Source organism: Acidovorax sp. 210-6 (genome assembly GCF_010020825.1).
GTDB classification, from domain to species: domain Bacteria; phylum Pseudomonadota; class Gammaproteobacteria; order Burkholderiales; family Burkholderiaceae_C; genus Simplicispira; species Simplicispira sedimenti.
This window is the reverse complement of sequence record NZ_JAACJE010000001.1, coordinates 2781243-2803140: the sequence shown is the minus strand read 5'-3', so window position 1 is coordinate 2803140 and position 21898 is coordinate 2781243. Positions and strand designations below refer to the sequence as shown.

Genomic DNA, 21898 nt, shown 5'->3' with positions numbered 1-21898 from the left:
ATGGGAAGGCTGGCGGTCCTTGCGCGGCGGTCGCTGGCCTGGGCCTCGCGCGGCGCAATAGGCGGTGAATAGCTTGCAACCTGGGCGCTGCACGTAGCGCCATTTTTTGACGTTTCCCACATGACTTCTTTCGTTCGCACCAGCGGCCGCGCCGCCGACCAGCTGCGCCCCGTGCGCATCACCCGCCACTACACCATGCATGCCGAGGGCTCGGTGCTCATCGAGTTCGGCAACACCAAGGTGCTGTGCACCGCCTCGGTGGAAGAGAAGGTGCCGCCGCACAAGCGCGGCAGTGGCGAGGGCTGGGTCACGGCCGAATACGGCATGCTGCCGCGCGCCACGCACAGCCGCAGCGACCGCGAGGCCGCGCGCGGCAAGCAAAGCGGCCGCACGCAGGAGATCCAGCGCCTCATCGGCCGCTCGCTGCGCGCCGTGTTCGACCTCAAGCTGCTGGGCGAGCGCAGCATCGTGCTCGACTGCGACGTGATCCAGGCCGACGGCGGCACGCGCACGGCCGCCATCACCGGCGCCTGGGTGGCCGCGCAGGACGCGGTGAACACGCTGCTCGCCAGCGGCAAGATCGCCACCTCGCCCATCCGCGAACCCGTGGCCGCCATCTCGGTGGGCATCGTCCAGGGCCAGCCTGTGCTCGACCTGGAGTACGTGGAAGACGTGGCCTGCGACACCGACATGAACGTGGTCATGACCGGTGCCGGACACTTCGTGGAAGTGCAGGGCACGGCCGAGGGCGTGGCCTTCACGCGCCGCGAGATGGACCAGCTCCTGCTGCTGGCCGAAAAAGGCATTGGCGAACTCATGCAGATGCAGCAGCATGCGCTACAAAAATAATAGCTACTTGCGCTTGATGGATAGGCGCTGGAGACCGATTTGACAATGAAAATCGTATTGGCATCGAACAACCGCGGCAAGCTCGCCGAACTGCAGGCCATGCTGGCCCCCCTGGGCGTGGAGCTGGTGCGCCAGGCCGACCTCGGCGTGGGCGAGGCCGAGGAGCCGCACCGCACCTTCGTCGAGAACGCCCTGGCCAAGGCGCGCTTTGCCAGCGCACACACCGGCCTGCCGGCCCTGGCCGACGACGCCGGCCTGTGCGTGGACGCCTTTGGCGGCCTGCCGGGCGTGGACACGGCCTACTACGCCACCCAGTTCGGCTACGAGAAGGGCGACGACAACAACGTGCGCGCCCTGCTGGAACAGATGCAGGGCCAGCAGAACCGCCGCGCCGCCATGGTCAGCACCCTGGTGGCCGTGCGCAGCCCGCAAGACCCCGAGCCCCTGATCGCCGTGGGCCGCGTGGTGGGCGAGATCGCGCCCGAGCGGCGCGGCAGCCACGGCTTTGGCTTCGACCCGGTGATGTTCATCCCCGAATTCGGCCAGACCTTCGCCGAGCTGCCCCCTGAAGTGAAGAACGCGAACAGCCACCGCGGCCGCGCAGCGCAGCAGATGCTGGCGCTGATGCGCGAGCGCTGGTTGCCGGAGGCTTCAAAAATGTGAGCTGCCAGCGCTCTCCATTCGGGCGTTCCAGGCAATTTTCATTATGAAACCCAATACAGACAAGCGCAAGCAGCTATGGTTTTGATATCGCCATGAGCATCCCCATTGTTTCTGCCGCCGACGAGGCGCAGCCCGCGCCGCAGCGCGACATCCAGCACTACATGCGCCCAGGGCTGTTGCAGCTCAGCAGCCTGCCGCCGCTGTCGCTGTACGTGCACATCCCCTGGTGCCTGCGCAAGTGCCCTTACTGCGATTTCAATTCGCACGCCCACCAGGGCGGCGAGGCCCTGCCCGAGCAGCGCTATCTGGACGCCCTGTGCGCCGACCTGGAAGCCGCGCTGCCGCTGGTGTGGGGGCGCCAGGTGCACAGCGTCTTCATTGGTGGCGGCACGCCCAGCCTGTTTGCGCCCGCGTCCATTGACCGCCTGCTGGCCGACATCCGCGCGCGCCTGCCGCTGGCGGCGGGCTGCGAAGTGACGCTGGAGGCCAACCCCGGCACCTTCGAGAAAGACCGCTTCCGCGCCTTCCGCGCAGCGGGCGTCACCCGTCTGTCGATTGGTGTGCAGAGCTTCAACGACCCGCACCTGCAGGCCCTGGGCCGCGTGCACGACCGTGCCCAGGCCATCGCGGCGGTGGAGGAGGCGCAGCAGGCCTTCGAGACCTTCAACCTCGACCTCATGTACGCGCTGCCCGGCCAGACGCTGCCCGAGCTGGACGCCGACCTGCGCACCGCGCTGGCCCTGGCGCCGCCGCACCTGTCGGTGTACCACCTGACCATCGAGCCCAACACCTGGTTCGCCAAGCATCCACCCACCGTGCCGCCGGACGACGAGGCCTACGCCATGCTCGACCACATCACCGAGCACACCGCACAGGCCGGGCTGGAGCGCTACGAGGTGTCCGCCTACGCACGCAGCAGCCACCAGTGCCAGCACAACACCAACTACTGGGAATTTGGCGACTACCTGGGCATTGGCGCGGGCGCGCACAGCAAGCTCAGCTTTGCCCACCGCATCGTGCGCCAGGTGCGCTTTCGCGATCCACAGCGCTACATGGACCAGGCGCTCGCTGGCCAGGCCCTGGCGCAGGACAACGAGGTGCGCCGTGGCGACCTGCCGTTTGAGTTCATGCTCAACGCCCTGCGCCTGCGCAGCGGCTTTGCGCTGCAGGACTTTGTCGAGCGCACCGGCCTGGCCCTCACCGCCATCGAAGCCCCGCTGCAAGAGGCCGAACGCAAGGGCCTGATCCTGCGCGACCTGGGCCGCGTCCAGCCCACGCCCCGCGGCTTTGACTTTTTGAGCGACCTGCAGGAGCTGTTCCTGTAGCCGCAAACAGCGCCCTGAAAAAAACGGGTTGTGGGGTCACAGCCTCAAAAACTGGCGCATCGTAGGCCAGAGCCCCCGCGCAAGGGCCGCCCCTCCGCGTTGTGGGGGCGTCCCACATCACCCGCAGCGCACCGCCACGATCCGGCCATTGGCATCCACTTCCAGGTTCAGGCGCTGGGCGTCGAACTCCTTGGTCACCATCTGTCCTGGGCGCAGGATGCGTGCCATCAGCGCGCCAGACTTTACGCGCGCCGCCTCCACCACCTTGGCGGTGCTGTTCTGGCCCACAAACGATTGGGCAGCTTGGGCATTGCACAGGTCGCCGCGCGGTGCGCCCGTGGGGCCGGTGGCCGGTGCCGGGGTGGAACAGCCCGCCGCAAGCAGTGTGGCAGCGAGGGCCGTCCAGAGGGGGGATATACGCATGCTGGCCTCCTTGTCAAAGCCCGCAGGGTACCCCATGAAAAAACAGCCTCCGGCTCCGACGGGCGGGTGCATGGTCTGATCCACTGCCCATTGGCATGGGGTGGATGTGATGAGGGGGTCTCGCTCAGGGTGCGGTGAGTGCCGCCAGGTAGATGCGGCAAAACGCTTCGGGCATGCGCCGGGGCCTGCCGCTGGAGAGCTCCACGCACACCAGGTGCCAGTGGCCGCGCAGGATGGTGGCCTTGTCGCGGGCACGCACCAACTGAAAGCGCCGTTCCATGGTGAGCTTGCCGTCGCTGGCCGTGATCCAGGTGCCCAGCACCAGCGGCTCGCCCAGCAGCGAGGGCAGCAGGTAGTCGTAGTGGGCCTGGCGGATGACCATGGCGCGGTCCAGCCGGTGGTAGTCGGCCAGGTTCAGGCCCAACGCTTCGGAATGCGCCCAGCCGATGCGTTCGCACCACTGCACGTACACGGCGTTGTTGGTGTGGTTCAGTCCATCGATGTCACCGGTCTGCGGGGTGAGGTCAAGGGTGTAAGGTTGCGAAAGATCCCAGGGCATGGGGCGATTGTCGCCGCCTGGCGCGTGCGCTGGGTGTCAAAGGCTTGACAGTGGGTCGGCCGGCGGCGGCGTCATTCGCGCACCAGCCGGATGCCTACCAGCGTGTAGCGCGTGTCCGGGTCGTTCCAGTTGCGAAAGCTGCAGCGCGCATAGAAGGGCCAGGTGTGCCAGGAGCCGCCCCGGCGCACGCGCACCGTGCCCTGTGCCGGGCCTTGGGGGTCCTTGCGTGGGGAGTGGGCGTAGTAATCGTCGCCATGCCAGTCAGACACCCATTCCCACACATTGCCCAGCATGTCCTGCACCCCCCAGGCGTTGGGTGCATGGCTGCCCACCGGCGCGGTGAAGGCGTGCCCGTCGCTGCCTGTCAGGGCGTGCTGGCTCCAGCGCGGCCAGTAGGGGGCCGCGTCCTGGTCGAACAGGTTGGCGTGCTGCACCAGCGTCTGCGGGTCGTCGCCATGGGGGTAGCGGGTGCGCGTGCCTGCGCGGCAGGCGTACTCCCATTCGGCCTCGGTGGGCAGGCGGTAGCGGTGGCCTTCGGTGCGGCTGAGCCAGGCGGCCAGTGCCTGCGAGTCGTGCCAGGTCACGTTCACCACCGGGTGCTCGTCGGTCTGGGCAAAGCCGGGGTCGCGCCAGGAGTAGCGCGGCAGGCGGCCCTCGAAAGCATCGCCACGCGCGGTGGTGGCGGGGTCGTAGGTAGGGTTGTAGCCATAGCCTCCGGTGCCATCGGCCACCGACTGCGGCACATGGCCCGAGGCCTCAATAAAGCGCCGGAACTGCCCCACCGTCACCTCGTGCTGCCCCAGCCAGAAGGCGCGGGTGATGCGCACGCGGTGCACTGGGGCTTCGTCGCCCAGCTTGGAAAAGCGCTGCGGCTCCAACTGGGGATAGTCGCGCGCCAGACGCTCGGGCGGTTCCGCACTGCCCATCCAGAAACTGCCCGCCGGGATGCGCACGAACACCATGCCCAGGGAGTTGGTCCAGCGGGCGGGGCTGCGGGCCTCTTTCACCGTGCCGTCGCCAGAAAGTACGTTGGCGCTGGTCAGCGCAGACACGAAGCACAGCAAGGACAGACGAAGTAAATGCATGGCAGGGGAAGGAACAGCTTGGGGTAGTCTATGGCGAGCGATCGGCGGCAGGGGGCCTCGCATTCCCCAGGTGGCGGGGGCTGTTGGTCTGGCGCGAACTCGTCTACAGTCTTGACAGCCTCCCGGTCGCCGGGCCGGGGTACACCGCGCCTAGCTGCGCAGGAGTGTGTTGGCATGGACGCAGCTTCCCTTGCCTGGCGCCTGTGGGTGCCGCGCGTGCTGGGCAGCCTGGTGCTGCTGGCGCTGCTGTGGGTGTCACCGCTGTGGGGGCCCTTGCAGCGCCTGGAACACGACCTGCTCGCCAGCTTCACGGCGCCCGCCCACCCACCGGTGGACGTGGCGGTGGTGGCCATCGACGAAGCCAGCCTCAGCGGCTTGGGCCTGTCGCCGCCCCTGCCGCGCCAGATGCACGCCCGAATGCTCCACGCCCTGGCCGGGCTGGGCGTGGCCGCCGTGGGCTGGGACCTGTTGTTCAGTGCCCCGCAGACGCCGCAAGACGATGCTGCGCTGGCGCAGGCGCTGCAAGGCAGCCTGCCGGTGGTGCTGGCCAGCATCGACGTGGACGTGCAAAGCACCCAGTTGCAGCAGTACCGTCAGCGTGTGGAGTCCATCTTTGCTGGTGCTCGCCACGGCAACGTGGCCATGCCGGTGGATGCCGATGGTGTGGTGCGGCGGTTGCCGGATGCGGACGATGCCTTCTGGCGTGTGCTGGCGCAGGCTGCAGGCCGATCGGTGCGCCCGCCCCCGCCCGGCGCCTTGCTGCGCCACTATGCCCCCGAGGCAGCCTTGCCGACAGTGCATTACGTTCAGGCACTGGATGCCGAGCAGGCCCTGCCGCCCGGCGCCTTGCGCGGGAAAATTCTGCTGGTGGGACAGGACACGCCTGTCGATGGAGTGGACCGCTTGCGCACGCCGCTGCATGTGCTGGGTGAGGGCACGCAGGCAGGGGTGCGTCTGCACGCCACGGCACTGGCCAATGCCCTGGCCGGGGACTGGGTGGCGCAGGCGCCGCCCGCCGGGCCATGGCTCCAGGCGGCGCTGGTGCTGGTGGCGCTGGCGCTGCACACCCGGGTCTGGCGGGGCCGCAGCGCAGCGTTGTGGAGCCTGGCGCTGGCCGGCGCGGCCGTTCTGGGCAGTGGCCTGGCCTACGTGGTGGGCGTGTGGTGGACGGCGCTGCCCACCCTGGCCATGCTGGCCCTGCATCTGAACGTCGGCGCTGCCAGCAGCTACTGGCAGGAGCGCCAGGGCCGCGAGGCGCTGCGCCGCGAATTTGCACAGTACCTGCCCGCGCCGGTGGTCGATCAACTGGTGCATTCCGGCTTTCAGCACACACGCAGCGAACGGCGTGAACTGAGCCTGCTGTTTGCGGACCTGGCGGGCTTCACACGGGCCAGCGAGGCCATGCCGGTGCAGCAGGTGGCCGACGCGCTGGACGCCTATTTTTCCCGCATGACCGACTGCGTGCACCGCCACGGCGGCACGCTGGACAAGTTCATCGGCGATGCAGTCATGGCGTTCTGGAACGCGCCCCTGCCTGACGCCGCGCATGCCCGCAATGCGCTGGCTTGCGCGCTGGACATGCAGGCCGCCATGCAGGAGCTGCGCGGGCTGTGGCGGGGAACCCCGTTTGCACAGGTGCAGCTGCGCATCGGCCTGCACACGGGAGAGGCGGCCGTGGGCCACCTGGGCTCGCAGGCGCGCTTCACCTACACCGCGGTGGGCGATGCGGTCAACACCGCATCCCGGCTGGAAGGCGCCAACAAGGCCCTGGGCACACCCATTTTGCTATCGGGTGCGCTGCGCGATGCCGCCCGCGCTGCGGGATGGACGCAGCCCCTGCTGTGGCTCGACACCGTGCGCCTGGCGGGCCGCAGCACCGGCATCGATGTGTACACGCCTTGCGACGACGAGGCGCTGGCCGAGATTGCGCAGGGCTTGCGCCAGGCCGCTCAGTCAGGACAATGGGCCCAGGCCATGCAGTGGTGCGCCGCCTGGCGTGCGCACTGCAACCAGGGGAGCGCCGCCCCGTGGGAGACGCAGGCCGAGCGTTGGCAGCACAGGCTGCTGGAGGCCCAGCACTCAGGCCCAAATGGCCAGCCCCTGCCCCCCAGCGCTCTGGACAAAGTTTGATGTGCAAGGAGAGCCGCCATGTGGTCAGCCATCCCTTCCTGGAAATCCCTTTGTGTGCTGGGTGCGGGCTGCTGGGGCGCCGCCCAGGCGGTGGCGCAATGCGCAGGCGCAGAGGTGGAGCCCGGCGCGCCTGCGGCGCAGGTGGTGGCGCTGTCGGGGCAAGGGCAGACACGGGCGGGTGAGGCCGCCCCCTGGCAGGCCGCAGTGCTGTCGCAACACCTGGGCGGCGGGGCCGATGTGCGCACCCTGGCCCTGTCGTCTGCTGCGCTGCTGTTGGCAGACCGCACGCAGATCCGCATGGCGGCACAGGCCCAGGTGCGCCTGTGCGAGGCCCGGCCCACGCGCACGCTGCTGGAGCTGATGGCCGGGCGCCTGTGGGCGCGCACCAAGAAGGCCCCCGCTGGGCTGGAGCTGCGCACCCCGGCAGCCACGGCCGTGGTGCGCGGGACCGACTGGGATGTGGAGGTGGAACAGGGCGGGCGCACCACGCTCACCGTGCTCTCGGGGCGGGTGGAACTGTCCAACGAGCAGGGCCGCGTGGAGCTGGGCCCTGCCGAACAAGGCGTGGTGGTGCCGGGCCAGGCGCCCGTCAAGCGCCTGCTGGTGCAGCCGCGCCAGCGCGTGCAATGGGTGGCGGCCTACCCGGCAGACCCCACGCGCTGGGAGGAGTTCCAGCGCCCCGGCCTCGGCGGGCCACTGGCCGATGTGCGTGCGCTGGTGCAGGCGGGGCAATGGGGCCTGGCGCGCGAGCGATTGCTGGCGCTGGGTGCGCAGGGCGAAGGGGCCGCTGCCATCGCACTCGCCCTGGCCGACCTGGAGCTGGCCGACGGCCAGACCGAGGCCGCCCAGGTGCGCCTGGCGCAGGCCTGGCAGCGCACGCAGGACCCGCGCACGGCCGCACGCCGAGCGGAGCTGCTGCTGTTGCTGGACCGTGGCGCCGAGGCGCGCGCCTGGCTCGACACCACGCGCCCCACGGCGCCAGAAGCACCGGAGCTGCTGCTGGCAGACGCAGATTGGCAGCGACTGCAAGGCCAAGGGGATGCGGCCCTGGCGCTGTACCGCGAGGCTGTGGGCCGCGCGCAGACCGCAGCCACCCAGGCGGCCGCGCAATGGGGGCTGGGCCGGGCGTTGCAGGAGCGCGGAGACCTGCACGCCGCCCGAGTGGCCCTGGCGCACGCGGTGGCGCTGGCACCCGACAACCCCGCCTACCGGGGTACCCAGGCCACTGCCGCCACCGAGGCCCTGCGCCTGCCGCAAGCGCGGGCCGGGTTCGACGCCGCCCTGGCGCTGGCGGGCGACGATTACGTGAGCCTGGCCGGTGCCGGCCTGTGGGCCCTGCAGCAGGGCGACCCCGAAGGCGCGCGCACCTTGCTGCTCAAGGCGCTGGTGATCGAGCCGCGCTACGCCCAGGCCCAGGTCTGGCTTGCGGTGGCCGAATACCGGTTGGGTGGGCAGGCCGCAGCCTTTGATTCCCTGGAGCGCGCGCGGCTGTCCGACCCCAAAGACCCCCTGCCCTGGCAGGTGGAATCCATCCTGCGCAACGACGGCGGCGAGCCCGAAGCCGCCATCGCTGCCGCGCGCGAGGCCCTGGGCCGCCTGCCCTATCTCAAATCGCTCAACCCGCTGGCCAGCGACGCCCAGGGCTCGGCCAACCTGGGCAAGGCTTTGGGCGATTTCGGGCTAGAGCACTGGGCGCGTGCCTACGCGCAGCAGTCGTACTACCCACTGTGGGCGGGCAGCCATTTCTTCATGGCCAACCGCTACGAAAGCGACTTCAGCCGCAACTCCGAGCTCATGCAGGGCTACCTGGCCGACCCTCTGGCCTTTGGCATGGGCGAGCGCCAGGTGCCTGTGCTGCGCACGCTGGGCACCGAAGCCGTGGTGGTGGCCAGCGCCGGGCGCGATGCGCGGCAGACCTCTTTGGCTGCCGATGGCGTGCTGCGGGGCCTGGGCGCTGCACCCATGCCCATGGCCTGGCTGGTGCGTGCCAATGGGCTGCGCCTGTGGCCGCGCGGCGCTTCGGGCTCGTACTGGCTGACGGCGCCCATGGTGGATCTGGCCTGGGGGGCGCGGCCGGTGGACCGTCTGGGCCTTTTTGCGGTGCACAACCAAGGCAGCGACCGTTCAGGCTATCCCGGCGGGCTGGACCTGGGCACGGCCCGCTTTGACGGCGTGGCCCGTGGCACGTCCACGCGCACCGACCTGGGGGGCTCCTGGCGCTGGTCTGCCGATGCGCAGACCTGGTTCAAGCTGCACCATGCGCGCAACAGCAATGCCCGCAGCCTGGACCTGGTGGACTGGGGGCCGCAGGATTCGCGCCTGGTGGACCGTCTGGAGGGCGCCATGCTGCGCCATGTGGTGCAGTGGCCCGGGCAGCGCTGGAGCCTGGGCTGGGAACATGCCCGGGCGCAGGCGCGCAACGGCCTGTATGACCCAGGCACGCCCTGGGAAGCCTCCGAGGGCAGCACCCATGTGGAATTCGACATGCCCTGGGTCGATACCGAATGGCGCCAGGGCGCCTGGACCTGGCAGGCCGGTGCCTACTGGCCGCAGCTGCAGGTGCGCAGCACCAGCCGCTACTACCGCCAGACCGACGGCGCCGACCTGCTGCCGCCCGCCATCACCGAGGCCGGGTACGCCCGCAAGCTGCGGCCCCGCGTGGGCGTGTCGTACCACATGGGGCCGGGCCGGGCACTGCATGCAGCCTACATCGAGAACGTGCACGCACCCGCCACGCACACCCTGGCGCCAGTCGCCGTGGGCGCGATTGCCGCAGACCACCAGTACCAGCGCATGGGCAGCCTGGCACGCAAACGTGCCCTGCAATGGGACTGGGAGATCGACCCGCGCACCTTCGCCTGGGCCATGGCCAGCAGCCAGCACATCGTCAACCCCCAGGGGCCGGATGGGCGCGTGCTCATCCCCGGCATGGGCGTGGCAGTGTCTGACCGCGCGGATGTGCTGGCGCCGGTGTCGGCCTCGGGCCAGATTGCGATCGATGCCTACAACGGCAACCCCTTTTTCGGGCAGGGCAGCCTGCAGCAGATGGGGGTGGCGGTCAACCATGTGTGGGCGCCGCGCCGCAGCGTGCTGGCCAGCTACACCTGGGCCCGTTCGCGCAACACCGGTGCGGCCTATGCCGGCCTGCCGCTGCCTGGTGTGCCCCGCCACACGGCGGTACTGGCCCATGCCTGGCGCCATGGCGGGCGCGACCTGAGCCTGGCGTCCCTGGTGTACCGGGGCTCGCGCTTTGCCGACCAGGCGGCCCAGTCGCCGCTGGGGGCAGGCTGGAACCTCAACCTGGTGCTGTTCCGCGAATCGGCAGACCGCCGCTGGGCCTGGACCGGTACCTTGCAAACGCCGTTGCACGGCACCGTGCGGCCCGCGTTGTGGGTCAGCCTGCGCTACCGTATGGATTAATGGTGTTTTTGGCCTGCAGCGCTTATGAAATAAGCGCAATGCGCTATCAAAATAATAGCTATTCCTTGGCCGCTGCGGCCTCGGCTAGGGCCTGGAGCGCGGCCTGTACCTCTGCCTGCGCCGCGCCTTCGGTCAGTGTGCAGCGCTCTGCCAAAGCACCCAGCCCCTCGCGTTGCAGCAACACGATGGCCTGCCCGGCGTCCTTGGGGGCGTCGAAGCCGGTGCTTTGCAGCAGCAGGCGACCGTCGGCCGCCACGAGCTTGAAGTAGAACTTGCCGTCCTTTTCGCGGTACTGCTTGAAGGCGGGCAGTGCGGTCTTGGCGGCCTTCGCGGTCTTGGCGTTGCTGCTGCCCTGGGCCAGGCTGCGCAGGCCCACGGCGGCACGCAGTTCGCGCAGGAAGGGGGTGGCCATTGCGCGGGCGCGCTGGGCGCCAGCCAGCAGCGTGGCTTCGATGCGGGCAGGGTCCTGGATCAGCGCCTCGTAGCGTTCGCGCAGGGGGGCCACGATGCCGTCCACATGCTCGAACAACTGCTGTTTGGCATCGCCCCAGGCAATGCCTGCGGCGTAGGCCTGGCGCAGGGCCTCGGTCTGCTCGGGGGTGGCAAAAGCCTGGTAGATCTGGAACAGGGCCGAGCCTTCGGTGTCCTTGGGTTCGCCCGGCGCGCGCGAGTCGGTCACGATGCCCTGGATGAGCTTGCGCAACTGCTCCCGGCTGCAGAACAGCGGGATGGTGTTGTCGTAGCTCTTGCTCATCTTGCGGCCGTCCAGGCCGGGCAGGGTGGCCACGTGCTCGTCGATCACCGCTTCGGGCAGCACGAAGTGCTCGCCGTAGAGGTGGTTGAAGCTGGCGCCCATGTCGCGCGCCATCTCGATGTGCTGCACCTGGTCGCGCCCCACGGGCACCTTGTGTGCCTTAAACATCAGGATGTCGGCGCCCATGAGCACGGGGTACATGAACAGGCCCGCGGTCACGCCGTCGTCCGGCTCGCGCCCGGCCGCCTGGTTCTTGTCCTGCGCTGCCTTGTAGGCGTGGGCGCGGTTGAGCAGGCCTTTGCCGGTCACGCAGGTCAACAGCCAGGTCAGTTCGGGGATTTCCGGAATATCGGACTGGCGGTAGAAAACCACCTTCTCCGGGTCCAGGCCCGCAGCGAGCCAGCTGGCCGCGATCTCCAGCGTGGAGCGCTGGATGCGCACAGGGTCCTCGCACTTGATGAGCGCGTGGTAGTCGGCCAGGAAGTAGAAGCTCTGCACGCCGGGCCGCAGGCTCGCCTGGACCGAGGGGCGAATGGAGCCCACGTAGTTGCCCAGGTGGGGAGTGCCCGTGGTGGTGATGCCGGTGAGGAAGCGCGTGGTGCTCATGGGGATGAAGTCAGCAGGAGGGAGGAAAAAACAGGCTCAGCGCATCAATGCGGTGATGGGGATGAGCAGCAGATTGATGATGCCGTAGCCCAGGTTCATCAGCGGGCGCAGCCACAGGCTGCCTACCACGCCTGCAATCACCAGACCCATGACGATGAAGAAGCCCCAGGGTTCGATGCGCGACACCAGGTGCGCTTGCTTCCAGGGCAGCAGCCCCACCAGAATGCGCCCGCCGTCCAGCGGTGGCAGCGGGAACAGGTTGAACGCCCACATCACCAGGTTGACCAGCACCCCGGCGCGCGCCATTTCAAGGAAGAAGCGCTCGTCGATGTCCAGGCCCACGAGCAGCACCAGGAACACGGCCCACAGCACCGCCTGCACAAAGTTGGACGCTGGCCCCGCCAGCGCCACCCACACCATGTGCTGCTTGGGCTTGCGCAGGTTGCCAAAGTTGACCGGCACTGGCTTGGCGTAACCGAACAGGAAGGCGCCCGAGGTGGCGAAGTACAGCAGCAGCGGCATCAGGATGGTGCCCACGGGGTCGATGTGCTTGATGGGGTTGAGCGTGATGCGCCCCATCATGTAGGCGGTGTTGTCGCCAAAGTGGCGCGCCGCATAGCCATGGGCCGCCTCGTGCACAGTGATGGCAAACAGCACCGGCAGGGCGTAGATCAGAACGGTTTGGATGAGATTGGAAGGGTCCACCGCGCGATTGTCTCAGACGCGCGGGGCCGCCCACGCCGTGGGGCAATCACAGGCCCAGGGCCTGCAGGCTGCCGCGCCCTTCGCGCACCACCTCGGGCTCGCCGCCTGTGCCCATGGGGGTGAGGTCGATCACCGTGGTGGGCTCGGACGGGCAGGCCCCCGCATCGACCACGGCAGCCAGCGCATGCTCGAACTGCTCGCGGATGCTGTGGGCGTCGTTCAGTGGCTCGCTCTCGCCGGGCGGGATCAGCGTGGTGGCCAGCAGCGGCGCACCATGCAGGGCCAGCAGTTCCTGCAGTGTCTTGTGCTCGGGCACGCGCAGGCCGATGGTCTTGCGCGAGGGGTGGCTCACGCGGCGCGGCACTTCCTTGGTGGCTTCGAGGATGAAGGTGTAGGCCCCCGGTGTGGCCAGCTTGAGCAGGCGGAACTGCCGGTTGTCCACGCGGGCATAGCTGGCCAGTTCCGACAGATCGCGGCACAGCAGCGTCAGGTGGTGCTTGTCGTCCACCTGCCGGATGCGGCGCAACTGGTCGGCGGCGTTCTTGTCGTCCAGGTGGCACACCAGCGCGTAGCTCGAATCGGTGGGCACGGCCAGCACGCCGCCCTTGTGCAGCAGGGCAGCGGCCTGCTTGAGCAGGCGCGGCTGTGGGTTCTCGGGATGGACTTCGAAATACTGGGCCATGGGTCAGGCGTGTTGGATGCGGTCTGCCAGCAAATCCCACACGGGGGTGAGATCGCCCGGCAGTGGTGGCAGCGTGCCCAGGTCGGTGTGGGATTCGTCGGGGCTGTGGAAGTCACTGCCGCGCGAGGCCGCCAGGCCGAACTCACGCGCCATGCCGGCATAGGTGGCGCATTCGGCCGTGGTGTGGCTGCCGGTGACCACCTCCACGCCCTGCCCGCCGTGCTGGCGAAATTCGGAGAACAGCGCAAACTCTTCGTTGGCGCTCAGGCTGTAGCGGGCGGGGTGGGCGATGATGGCCACGCCGCCTGCGTCGCAGATCCAGCGCACCGCGTCGCCCAGGCGGGCCCAGCGGTGCGGCACGAAGCCGGGCTTGCCTTCGGTGAGGAAGCGACGGAAGACTTCGCCCGTGTCGCGGCACACGCGCTGCTCGACCAGAAAGCGCGCAAAGTGCGTGCGCGAGATCAGCTCCGGGTTGCCCACGTAGCGCAGCGCGCCCTCGTAGGCACCGGGAATGCCCACCTGGGCCAGTTGGGCTGCCATTTCCTGGGCGCGCTCGCCGCGCCCGCCGCGGGTCTGGCGCAGGCCCTGCACCAGGCGTTCGTCGCTGGCGTCAAAGCCCAGGCCCACGATGTGTACCGTGGTGTTGGCAAAGGTGACCGAGATCTCTGCACCTGTCAAAAAAGCCAGGCCTTGCGCCTTGGCGGCAGCGGCGGCACGCTGCAGGCCGCCCACCTCGTCGTGGTCCGTCAGGGCCCACAAATCCACCCCATTGGCCCGAGCCCTGGCCGCCACGACCTCAGGCTCCAGCGTGCCATCGGACACGGTGCTGTGGCAGTGCAGGTCGGGGTTGGAGTAGGTATGGGTCACCAGTCCATTCTACGGGTTTGTCCTTGCCTGCGCAGGTGCTGTGCGGGGGCTTGGCTGGCGTAATCTACGAACAGGGGCGCGACAGCCGCCCTGTGCTTTCGGAGATAACCATGCAACTCGACAATATCCGTGTGTCCCGCAAGCTGTGGGGCATGTTTTTGGTGCTCATGGTCATCATGCTGGTGATTTCGGGCTTCCAGCAATACCGTGCCAACAGTTCCATGGCGCAGGCCATTGAGGAGGTGATTTCCATCGAAGGCCGCGTCACCGAAGCCGTACGCTGGCGGGGCAGCACCGAGACGGCCGTGAACATGCTGATGGGGGCGGCGGTCACCACCGACGCGGTGCTGGCGCAGCAGTTCGACGCCAAGGTCAAGGAGATCATTGGCGCCATCAACAAGGTGCAGGAGCGCATCGTTGCCCAGACCACCGACCCCCAGGAGAAGGCGGTGCTGGACCAGGTGCTGGCCGAGCGCAAGGCCGTGCTGGCGGCCACGGCCAAGACCTGGGAACTCAAGGGCGCGGGCGATGCGGTGGAGACGCAGCGCTTTGCCGATGATGAACTGACGCCGCTGGTGGCCAAGTACCTCAAGGCGCAGGAGGCCTTTGTCGATGTGTTGCAAAAGCGCCGCGAAGTGGTTGTGGCCGAAGCCCAGGGCCGCCGCACGCGCTATGCCGTCGAAGGGCTGATGGCCTCGGCACTGCTGATGGTGGTGGTTCTGTCCCTGGCCTGGAAACTGGTGCGTTCCATCACCGTGCCGCTGGACCAGGCGAGCGCGATGATCGATGCAATCGCCGCTGGCGATCTGACCCAGGAGCTGCGCTCCGAACGCAAGGACGAATTCGGCCACATGCTGCGCGCCCTCTCGCGCATGGCAGACCGCTTGCGCGGCGTGGTGGGTGAAGTACGCACGGGGGTGGAGGCCGTGTCGCTGGCCTCGTCCGAAATCGCGACCGGCAACCAGGACCTGTCGGCGCGCACCGAGCAAACGGCTTCCAATCTGGAGCAAACGGCGGCCAGCATGGAAGAGCTGACCGCCACGGTCACCCAGTCGGCCGACACCGCGCGCCAAGCCAACCAGTTGGCCGCCAATGCCGCGCAGGCCGCCACGCGCGGCGGGCAGGTGGTGGGCCAGGTGGTGGCCAGCATGGAGCAGATCACCCACAGCTCGCGCAAGATTTCCGACATCATCAGCGTGATCGACGGTATCGCCTTCCAGACCAACATCCTGGCGCTCAACGCCGCCGTGGAAGCCGCGCGTGCGGGCGAGCAGGGCCGGGGCTTTGCCGTGGTGGCCAGCGAGGTGCGATCCTTGGCCGGGCGCAGCGCCGAGGCCGCCAAGGAGATCAAGCAGCTCATCAACGCCTCGGTCGAGAACGTGGAGACCGGCTCCCAGCAGGTGGCCGAGGCGGGTCAAAGCATGGACGAGATCGTGGCCAGCGTGCAGCGCGTGAGCGACCTGATCGGTGAGATCACCGCGTCGTCCACCGAGCAGCGCGACGGCATTGCCCAGGTCAACCAGGCCGTCACCCACTTGGACCAGATGACGCAGCAGAACGCCGCGCTGGTCGAGCAATCGACCGCCGCCGCCACTTCGCTGCGCGACCAGGCGCAGCGCCTGAGCGAGGTGGTGTCGGTGTTCAACGTGGGTGCCCTGGCGGTGCACCGTCCGGCAGCACCTGCCCGTCCTTCCGCGCCAGCGCCCGCCAGTCCCAAGGTGGCTGCGGCACCTGCGCGGGCCAAGTCGGCACTGCCCGGTGCCACCAAGCCCGCCAAGGCGCCTGCAGCGCCAGCGCCGCAGCGCATTGCGGCAGCGCCCGCACCGGCCCGTTCGACGGCACCCAAGGACGACGATTGGGAGAGTTTCTGAATTTGCTATTAAAAATATAGCTACTTGCGCTTTATCCATGGGCGCTGTAGCCATTTTTGATATATAAATGGCTACGCCCTGCGGGGCGGTTGGTTGGCGGGTGGGCAGGCGGCGGCGGTGTCTTCTACAATCTGCGACCCTTTTCCCACTCCCCTTGCCATGACCTCAGACCGCCGCGAGAGCGCAGCCATGCGCCCCCTGCCTTCCCTGATTTTTGCCAGCCGCTGGCTGCAGTTGCCTCTGTACCTGGGCCTGATCGCGGCACAGGCGGTGTACGTGTTCCACTTCTGGGTGGAGCTGGTGCACCTGCTGGAGGCGGCCTTTGGCAACGAGAAGGCGCTGCAGGCGCTGATCACCAGCATTGGCTACAAGACCGATGTGCAGATCACGGCGCTGAACGAGACCATCATCATGCTGGTGGTGCTGGCGCTGATCGATGTGGTGATGATCTCCAACCTGCTCATCATGGTCATCGTGGGCGGCTACGAAACCTTTGTGAGCCGCCTGCACCTGGAAGACCACCCCGACCAGCCCGAATGGCTCAGCCACGTCAACGCCTCGGTGCTCAAGGTCAAGCTGGCCACGGCCATCATCGGCATCAGCTCGATCCATTTGCTCAAGACCTTCATCAACGCCGCCAACTATGACGTCAAGGTGCTGATGTGGCAGACCATCATCCACGTGGTGTTCCTGCTCAGCGCCCTGGCCATCGCGCTCACCGACCGGCTGTTGAGCAAGTCCCACGGTCCGGCGGACGACCACTGAGCGTCTGACGCCTGCGCGCAGGCGGGTTCAGGCCGGTGCCAGCAGGCCGCGCACCGCCTCCATCCCGCTGCGCACCGCACCCTCCAGCGTTGCCGGGTAGGGCCCCTGCACATAGTCGCCGCAGGCCCACAGGCCCGGGGCGACCTGGGCCGTCGGGCGTTGCAAACCCGGTGTGCAGGCAAAGGTGGCGCGTTTTTCCACCACGGTCTGCACGGGCTCTGCCTGCACCAGGCCCAGCTGCGTGCGTGCCTGCGCCAGCACCTGCTGGGTGATGTGCTCACGCTCGCCCTGGCTGGCGCTGGCCACAAAGGCGAGCAGGCCGCTGGGGCCGCCCAGCATGCCCCGGTCAAAGACAAACTGCGCAGGTGCCTGTGGGCTGCTGTGCAAAGCCAGCATGGGCAGGGGCAGGGAGCGCCCCCCTGCGCCGGGCACGGCCTGCAGATAGACGGTGGTGATGGCCTCGAAGCGCAGGGCCTGGGCACTGGCGGCCCAGTCGCACAGTGCAACGGTCCAGGCATAGGGCGCGGTGTGCGCGCATTGCGAGACCAGGCGCGCCGCTTCGGTGCTGGGGGTGGCCAGCAGCACGGCGTCAAAGGGTACGCCATCGACCAACCAACCGCTGCCCTGGGGTGCAGCGCCGAGCGATTGCACGCGCTGCCCCAGACGCACCAGTGCGCCATGGGCTTGCAGCCATTTCAGCGCCGCCTGCGGAAACACCTGGCCCAGATCCTGGCGCGGCAGCAGCAGGTCGCTGCTGCCGCGTCCGCCAAACAGGCTGTCCTGCAACACTCGCAGGAAAACCTGGCCGCTGGCCTGGTCCGCCGGGGTGTTGAGTGCGGCCACGCACAGCGGGTCGATGAAGCTGTCCTTCAGGCCCTGGGGCAGGGCATGGCACAGGTCGGCCACGGTGTCCTGGGCTTCGCAGGCAAAGCTGCTGCGTTGCCAGGCATGGGCCGTGCGCAGCAGTGCCCATCGGTCGGCCCAGCGCCAGCCGCGTGCGGCGGCAATGCCGCGCAAGGCGTTCCAAGGGGCGGGCGCATCGGGCAACTGCAGGCCACTGCCGTCGGGAAAGCGCAGCGCCAGGGGCAGGCGCAGCAATGCGGCTTGCTCATCCACGCCCACCTGGCGCATGCAGCGCAGCGTTTCGGAGTAGGCGCCGATGAGGATGTGCTGGCCGTTGTCCAGCACCAGCGTGCGGCCATCGGGCAGCGGCACGGGTAGCGCCCGCGCCCGGCCGCCCACGGTGCGTGCGGCTTCGAAGACGGTGGCCTGGTGTCCGGCCTGGGTCAGTTCCAGTGCGGCGGCCAGGCCGGCCCAGCCCGCGCCCAAAATGGCGATGTGCATGGGGTCGGCCCTGACTACATGCGGCCCAGGGCCTGCATCTTCCACGCGAGCCAGAACTTGCGCAGCGGCGTGAGGCTGATGCGCTGGTGCAGCACCTGGAAGTTCTCGTGCTCGATCTCGCGCAGCAGCGTGCGGTAGATGCTGGCCATCATCAGCCCAGGCTTCTGCGCGCGCCGATCGGCGGCGGGCAGCAGGGCCAGTGCCTGGTCGTACAGGCGGTGCGCACGCTCGGCCTGAAAGCGCATGAGTGCCACAAAGCGCTCGGAATACTCGCGCTTGAGGACCTCGTGGGCCTTGACGTCGAACTGCTGCAACTCGTTGACGGGCAGGTAGATGCGCCCGCGCATGGCGTCTTCGCCCACGTCGCGGATGATGTTGGTGAGCTGCAAGGCCTGCCCCAGCGTGTGGGCGTACTGCGTGGTGGCTTCCTGCGTCTGGCCAAAAATGCGCGCCGCCACCTCACCCACCACACCGGCCACCAGGTGGCAATAGCGTTGCAAGCCGAGGTAGTCGAGGTAGCGGCTTTGTTCCAGGTCCATCTGGCAGCCCTCGATCACTCCCAGCAGGTGGCGCGGCTCGATCTGGTAGGCGCCCGCATGGCGCATCAGCGCTTGCGTGACCGGGTGCGTGGGTTGTCCCTTGAAGGCCTGGGCCACCTCGCCCTGCCACCAGGCCAGCTTGCGGTGGGCCACGCCAGGGTCCGAGACCTCATCGACCACGTCGTCCACTTCGCGGCAAAAGGCGTAAAACGCTGTGATGGCCTCGCGCCGGGGCCGGGGCAGGAACAGGAAGGCGTAATAGAAGCTGCTGCCTGAAGCTGCGGCCTTTTGCTGAACGTACTGTTCCGGAGTCATGGGGCGTGATTGTCCCATGCGTGCCAAAGGCGGTTTTCCAAGAGGCCATCAAAAAATGCCCAGTGGCGTGCTCGGAAATGTGTAAGTTGGTGTACGGGGTGTTGTTGTCCAATACCTTCTGCCCATTGGAAGTATTTTTTCTATGCTGAACAACCTGAGGATCACCCAACGTTTCGTCATCGTGCTGTGCCTTTTCTGGCTTTCCCTGGCCGCGATCATCGGGGTGAGCCTCTGGGGCTTGTCTTCGGCGCGCGACAGCCTTAAGACCTTGCACGATGAGGCCATGTACCGGGCTTTGCTGGCCGACCAGGCCATCGACATCACAGTGCAGAACCGCCTGCAGGTGCTGCTGGCGTTCCAGCATGCCCCGGACAGTGTGCTGGCCAGCATCCACGGACACCCCACCCACATGCACCTGGAGGCGATTGCAGCCAATCGCGCCAAGGCCGACGACCTGTTCAAGGCCATGGATCAAGGCATTGCGGACCCCGACGAGAAGCGCCTGCTCGATGCCGCGCGTGTGCATCGCAAGGCCTGGACCGAGAAGCTCGGTGCCGTGGTCGCTGCGATCGAAAAGGGGAATTTCAGCCCAGACATCATGGCCGGTTTCCTGGCTGCGGGACGCACGGAAGGTGAGACCTTGGTCAAGTCCTTGGCGGGGTTCCGCGATCACCAGGTTCACCTGGCAGATGCCGCCTACAAGGCCGCGCAGCAACGCTACGAAATCGGCCTGCTGGTCTTTGCGCTCGCCACCCTCTTGCTGGGCCTGCCTGCCTCGGCCATGGGCGTGCTGCTGTTGGCGCGCCTGGCCACGGGCTTTCGCACCGCCAATACGGCTGCGGTGGCCATTGCCGCCAGCGATCTGACGCAGCGCATAGCCTCCGAAGGCAAGGATGAAATCGGTGCCATGCTGACCCAGATGGAAACCATGCGTAGCAACCTGCACCATGTGATCGCGCAGGTGCACGGCGGCGCCGACACCATCGCGGGCGCTTCCACGCAGGTGGCGGCGGGGACGCGCGATCTTGCTTCGCGCACCGAGCAACAGGCCAGTGCACTGGAGCAGACGGCATCGGCCACGGAGCAGCTCTCGGGCACCGTGCAGCAGAATGCCGACAGCGCGGCGCAGGCCAGCAAGCTGGCGGCATCGGCCACGGAAGTGGCGCAGCGCGGCGGCACGGTGGTGGCACAGGTGGTGGACACCATGGAGGCGATCAACACGTCCTCGCGCAAGATCGTGGACATCATCGGCGTGATCGACGGCATCGCCTTCCAGACCAACATCCTCGCGCTCAACGCCGCCGTGGAGGCGGCCCGCGCGGGCGAGCAGGGCCGGGGCTTTGCCGTGGTGGCCAGCGAGGTGCGCAGCCTGGCGCAGCGCAGCGCCGAGGCGGCCAAGGAGGTCAAGGCGCTGATTTCCGACTCGGTGGCCAAGGTCGAGGTCGGCAGCGGGCAGGTCGCCCAGGCGGGTGCGACCATGCAGGAGATCGTCAGCGGTATTCAACGCGTGGCCGACATCGTGGACGAGATCGCCTCCGCCAGCCGCGAGCAGTCCATGGGGCTGGGCCAGATCAACCAGGCCGTGGCACACCTTGATGGGGTGACCCAGCAAAACGCCGCACTGGTGGAGGAGACCTCGGCCGCATCCAGCGCGCTGCAGGAACAGGCGCGCAATCTGGCGCACCTGGCTGCCACGTTCCGACTCCAGCAGGGCAGTGAGATGCGGCGTGCGGCTCCCGCAGTGTCCGTGACCTCCGCCCAGTCCATGGCGCCTGAGACGCTCGCGGGCGCAGGACAAAAGGCTTTGTCGCAGCACTGAGGCGGGGTGAGCCAACCCGATGCCGCCTTCTGAAGGGTCGGGCGCAAGCCCTACACTTGCGCCCACCATGGAAGTGCAAAAAAACCTGTTGGTGCTGGGCATCGAATCTTCGTGCGACGAAACCGGCGTGGCGCTGGTGCAGTCGCAGGGCAGCGGGGTGCCCGCATTGCTGGCGCATGCCTTGCACAGTCAGATCGAGATGCACCAGGCCTATGGCGGCGTGGTGCCGGAACTGGCCAGCCGCGACCACATCCGGCGCGTGCTGCCGCTCACCACGGGCGTGTTGAACGAAGCCGGGCGCAGCCTGGCCGAGGTGGATGTGGTGGCCTATACCCGCGGCCCGGGCCTGGCCGGGGCGCTGCTGGTGGGGGCGGGCGTGGCCTGTGCGTTGGGCATGGCCCTGGGCAAGCCCGTGCTGGGCGTGCACCACCTGGAGGGGCATTTGCTCTCGCCCTTCCTGAGCGCCGACCCGCCGGAGTTTCCCTTTGTCGCCCTGCTCGTATCTGGCGGTCACACGCAGCTCATGCGGGTGGATGGCGTGGGCCGCTACGAGCTGCTGGGCGAAACCATTGACGACGCGGCGGGCGAGGCCTTTGACAAGTCTGCCAAGCTCATGGGCCTGGGCTACCCCGGCGGCCCGGCGCTCTCGCGCCTGGCGCTGCAGGGCGACCCGGCGGCTTTCAAGTTGCCGCGCCCGCTGCTGCACAGCGGCAACCTCGATTTTTCGTTTGCCGGGCTGAAGACGGCGGTACTGACGCAGGCGCGCAAGCTCGGCGACGATCTGGAGGCGCGCAAGGCCGACCTGGCCGCGAGCACGCAGGCGGCCATCGTCGATGTGCTGGTGAAGAAGTCGCTCACGGCGCTGCAGGAAACCGGCCTGCAACGTATCGTGGTGGCTGGGGGCGTGGGCGCCAACCGCCAGTTGCGCGAGCAGCTTGACGCGGCCTGTGCCAAGCGCCGCGTGCGTGTGCACTACCCCGAACTGCACCTGTGCACCGACAACGGCGCCATGATCGCCCTGGCTGCGGCCATGCGCCTGCAGTCGGGCCAGCAGCAGGCCAACCGCGACTATGCCTTCGACGTCAAGCCACGCTGGCCCTTGAACGCTATAGGCTGAAGTGACACCCCCCTGAGTCGCCTTCGGCGCCTTCCCCCCGCTCTCGCATCGCTGCGCGAT

18 protein-coding genes are annotated in these 21898 nt (G+C 68.2%); 9 read left to right on the top strand and 9 right to left on the bottom strand.

Going from position 1 to position 21898, the window contains the following annotated elements; all coding sequences use genetic code 11:
- Positions 1-120: 120 nt before the first annotated feature.
- The 3 genes from rph to hemW all read left to right on the top strand — a co-directional run bounded on the left by rph (position 121) and on the right by hemW (position 2837).
- Positions 121-849: a ribonuclease PH gene (gene rph, locus GWK50_RS12980; RefSeq protein ID WP_162016902.1), complete on the top strand. Its 729-nt coding sequence runs from the start codon at positions 121-123 to the stop codon at positions 847-849.
- A 45-nt stretch (positions 850-894) separates the two neighbouring features.
- On the top strand, positions 895-1512 hold the full coding sequence (rdgB, locus tag GWK50_RS12975; RefSeq protein ID WP_162016901.1) for an RdgB/HAM1 family non-canonical purine NTP pyrophosphatase: 618 nt from the start codon (positions 895-897) through the stop codon (positions 1510-1512).
- 92 nt (positions 1513-1604) lie between these two features.
- The gene (hemW, locus tag GWK50_RS12970; protein WP_162016900.1) at positions 1605-2837 is read left to right on the top strand and encodes a radical SAM family heme chaperone HemW; all 1233 of its coding nucleotides are present in this window, start codon (positions 1605-1607) and stop codon (positions 2835-2837) included.
- Between the two features lie 117 nt (positions 2838-2954).
- Here hemW and GWK50_RS12965 read toward each other — a convergent pair whose 3' ends face one another.
- The 3 genes from GWK50_RS12965 to GWK50_RS12955 all read right to left on the bottom strand — a co-directional run bounded on the left by GWK50_RS12965 (position 2955) and on the right by GWK50_RS12955 (position 4781).
- On the bottom strand, positions 2955-3260 hold the full coding sequence (locus tag GWK50_RS12965; protein WP_162016899.1) for an I78 family peptidase inhibitor: 306 nt from the start codon (positions 3258-3260) through the stop codon (positions 2955-2957).
- A gap of 124 nt (positions 3261-3384) precedes the next feature.
- On the bottom strand, positions 3385-3819 hold the full coding sequence (locus tag GWK50_RS12960) for a thioesterase family protein (RefSeq protein ID WP_162016898.1): 435 nt from the start codon (positions 3817-3819) through the stop codon (positions 3385-3387).
- A 71-nt stretch (positions 3820-3890) separates the two neighbouring features.
- Positions 3891-4781 (bottom strand): formylglycine-generating enzyme family protein, encoded by an 891-nt coding sequence (locus tag GWK50_RS12955; protein ID WP_242455480.1) that lies wholly within the window; start codon positions 4779-4781, stop codon positions 3891-3893.
- Positions 4782-5078: 297 nt separating this feature from the next.
- Between GWK50_RS12955 and GWK50_RS12950 the strand changes: the two genes are divergently transcribed.
- Together GWK50_RS12950 and GWK50_RS12945 are read left to right on the top strand one after the other, a co-directional pair.
- The gene (locus tag GWK50_RS12950) at positions 5079-7034 is read left to right on the top strand and encodes an adenylate/guanylate cyclase domain-containing protein (protein WP_162016896.1); all 1956 of its coding nucleotides are present in this window, start codon (positions 5079-5081) and stop codon (positions 7032-7034) included.
- Between the two features lie 18 nt (positions 7035-7052).
- Positions 7053-10454 (top strand): FecR domain-containing protein, encoded by a 3402-nt coding sequence (locus tag GWK50_RS12945; RefSeq protein WP_162016895.1) that lies wholly within the window; start codon positions 7053-7055, stop codon positions 10452-10454.
- Between the two features lie 58 nt (positions 10455-10512).
- Here the strand turns inward: GWK50_RS12945 and GWK50_RS12940 are convergent, their stop codons facing one another.
- Genes GWK50_RS12940 through GWK50_RS12925 form a run of 4 tightly spaced genes read right to left on the bottom strand, consistent with a single transcriptional unit; the run spans position 10513 to position 14068 of the window.
- Positions 10513-11814, bottom strand: coding sequence for a tryptophan--tRNA ligase (locus GWK50_RS12940; protein ID WP_162016894.1), 1302 nt, complete (start codon positions 11812-11814; stop codon positions 10513-10515).
- A gap of 36 nt (positions 11815-11850) precedes the next feature.
- Complete coding sequence (locus GWK50_RS12935; RefSeq protein ID WP_162016893.1) at positions 11851-12519, bottom strand: site-2 protease family protein; 669 nt, start codon at positions 12517-12519, stop codon at positions 11851-11853.
- A 46-nt stretch (positions 12520-12565) separates the two neighbouring features.
- Positions 12566-13201, bottom strand: coding sequence for an L-threonylcarbamoyladenylate synthase (locus GWK50_RS12930; protein ID WP_162016892.1), 636 nt, complete (start codon positions 13199-13201; stop codon positions 12566-12568).
- 3 nt (positions 13202-13204) lie between these two features.
- Positions 13205-14068: a 3',5'-nucleoside bisphosphate phosphatase gene (locus GWK50_RS12925; RefSeq protein ID WP_162016891.1), complete on the bottom strand. Its 864-nt coding sequence runs from the start codon at positions 14066-14068 to the stop codon at positions 13205-13207.
- A gap of 110 nt (positions 14069-14178) precedes the next feature.
- On the opposite strand from GWK50_RS12925, the gene GWK50_RS12920 reads away from it, so the two are divergent.
- Together GWK50_RS12920 and GWK50_RS12915 are read left to right on the top strand one after the other, a co-directional pair.
- Positions 14179-15939 (top strand): methyl-accepting chemotaxis protein, encoded by a 1761-nt coding sequence (locus GWK50_RS12920; RefSeq protein WP_162016890.1) that lies wholly within the window; start codon positions 14179-14181, stop codon positions 15937-15939.
- A 159-nt stretch (positions 15940-16098) separates the two neighbouring features.
- Complete coding sequence (locus tag GWK50_RS12915; RefSeq protein WP_059400356.1) at positions 16099-16704, top strand: TIGR00645 family protein; 606 nt, start codon at positions 16099-16101, stop codon at positions 16702-16704.
- 27 nt (positions 16705-16731) lie between these two features.
- Here the strand turns inward: GWK50_RS12915 and hpnE are convergent, their stop codons facing one another.
- Both hpnE and hpnD read right to left on the bottom strand, forming a co-directional pair.
- Positions 16732-18048 carry a hydroxysqualene dehydroxylase HpnE gene (gene hpnE, locus GWK50_RS12910; protein ID WP_162016889.1) on the bottom strand — a complete coding sequence of 439 codons (1317 nt, stop codon included), beginning with the start codon at positions 18046-18048 and terminating at the stop codon, positions 16732-16734.
- A gap of 14 nt (positions 18049-18062) precedes the next feature.
- Positions 18063-18902 (bottom strand): presqualene diphosphate synthase HpnD, encoded by an 840-nt coding sequence (hpnD, locus tag GWK50_RS12905; RefSeq protein WP_059400354.1) that lies wholly within the window; start codon positions 18900-18902, stop codon positions 18063-18065.
- A 142-nt stretch (positions 18903-19044) separates the two neighbouring features.
- On the opposite strand from hpnD, the gene GWK50_RS12900 reads away from it, so the two are divergent.
- Together GWK50_RS12900 and tsaD are read left to right on the top strand one after the other, a co-directional pair.
- Positions 19045-20721, top strand: a complete 1677-nt coding sequence (locus GWK50_RS12900; protein ID WP_162016888.1) for a methyl-accepting chemotaxis protein — start codon at positions 19045-19047, stop codon at positions 20719-20721.
- 67 nt (positions 20722-20788) lie between these two features.
- On the top strand, positions 20789-21838 hold the full coding sequence (tsaD, locus tag GWK50_RS12895; RefSeq protein WP_162016887.1) for a tRNA (adenosine(37)-N6)-threonylcarbamoyltransferase complex transferase subunit TsaD: 1050 nt from the start codon (positions 20789-20791) through the stop codon (positions 21836-21838).
- Positions 21839-21898 lie beyond the last annotated feature (60 nt).

What these genes read in the sequence shown, in the direction of transcription:
- GWK50_RS12915 (WP_059400356.1), top strand. Translation starts at nt 16,099, where the DNA reads ATGACCTCAGACCGCCGCGAGAGCGCAGCCATGCGCCCCCTGCCTTCC.
- GWK50_RS12930 (WP_162016892.1), bottom strand. Translation starts at nt 13,201, where the DNA reads ATGGCCCAGTATTTCGAAGTCCATCCCGAGAACCCACAGCCGCGCCTG.
- GWK50_RS12945 (WP_162016895.1), top strand. Translation starts at nt 7,053, where the DNA reads ATGTGGTCAGCCATCCCTTCCTGGAAATCCCTTTGTGTGCTGGGTGCG.
- hpnE (WP_162016889.1), bottom strand. Translation starts at nt 18,048, where the DNA reads ATGCACATCGCCATTTTGGGCGCGGGCTGGGCCGGCCTGGCCGCCGCA.
- rph (WP_162016902.1), top strand. Translation starts at nt 121, where the DNA reads ATGACTTCTTTCGTTCGCACCAGCGGCCGCGCCGCCGACCAGCTGCGC.
- GWK50_RS12950 (WP_162016896.1), top strand. Translation starts at nt 5,079, where the DNA reads ATGGACGCAGCTTCCCTTGCCTGGCGCCTGTGGGTGCCGCGCGTGCTG.
- GWK50_RS12960 (WP_162016898.1), bottom strand. Translation starts at nt 3,819, where the DNA reads ATGCCCTGGGATCTTTCGCAACCTTACACCCTTGACCTCACCCCGCAG.
- GWK50_RS12955 (WP_242455480.1), bottom strand. Translation starts at nt 4,781, where the DNA reads ATGGTGTTCGTGCGCATCCCGGCGGGCAGTTTCTGGATGGGCAGTGCG.
- hemW (WP_162016900.1), top strand. Translation starts at nt 1,605, where the DNA reads ATGAGCATCCCCATTGTTTCTGCCGCCGACGAGGCGCAGCCCGCGCCG.
- rdgB (WP_162016901.1), top strand. Translation starts at nt 895, where the DNA reads ATGAAAATCGTATTGGCATCGAACAACCGCGGCAAGCTCGCCGAACTG.
- GWK50_RS12900 (WP_162016888.1), top strand. Translation starts at nt 19,045, where the DNA reads ATGCTGAACAACCTGAGGATCACCCAACGTTTCGTCATCGTGCTGTGC.
- hpnD (WP_059400354.1), bottom strand. Translation starts at nt 18,902, where the DNA reads ATGACTCCGGAACAGTACGTTCAGCAAAAGGCCGCAGCTTCAGGCAGC.
- GWK50_RS12965 (WP_162016899.1), bottom strand. Translation starts at nt 3,260, where the DNA reads ATGCGTATATCCCCCCTCTGGACGGCCCTCGCTGCCACACTGCTTGCG.
- tsaD (WP_162016887.1), top strand. Translation starts at nt 20,789, where the DNA reads ATGGAAGTGCAAAAAAACCTGTTGGTGCTGGGCATCGAATCTTCGTGC.
- GWK50_RS12940 (WP_162016894.1), bottom strand. Translation starts at nt 11,814, where the DNA reads ATGAGCACCACGCGCTTCCTCACCGGCATCACCACCACGGGCACTCCC.
- GWK50_RS12920 (WP_162016890.1), top strand. Translation starts at nt 14,179, where the DNA reads ATGCAACTCGACAATATCCGTGTGTCCCGCAAGCTGTGGGGCATGTTT.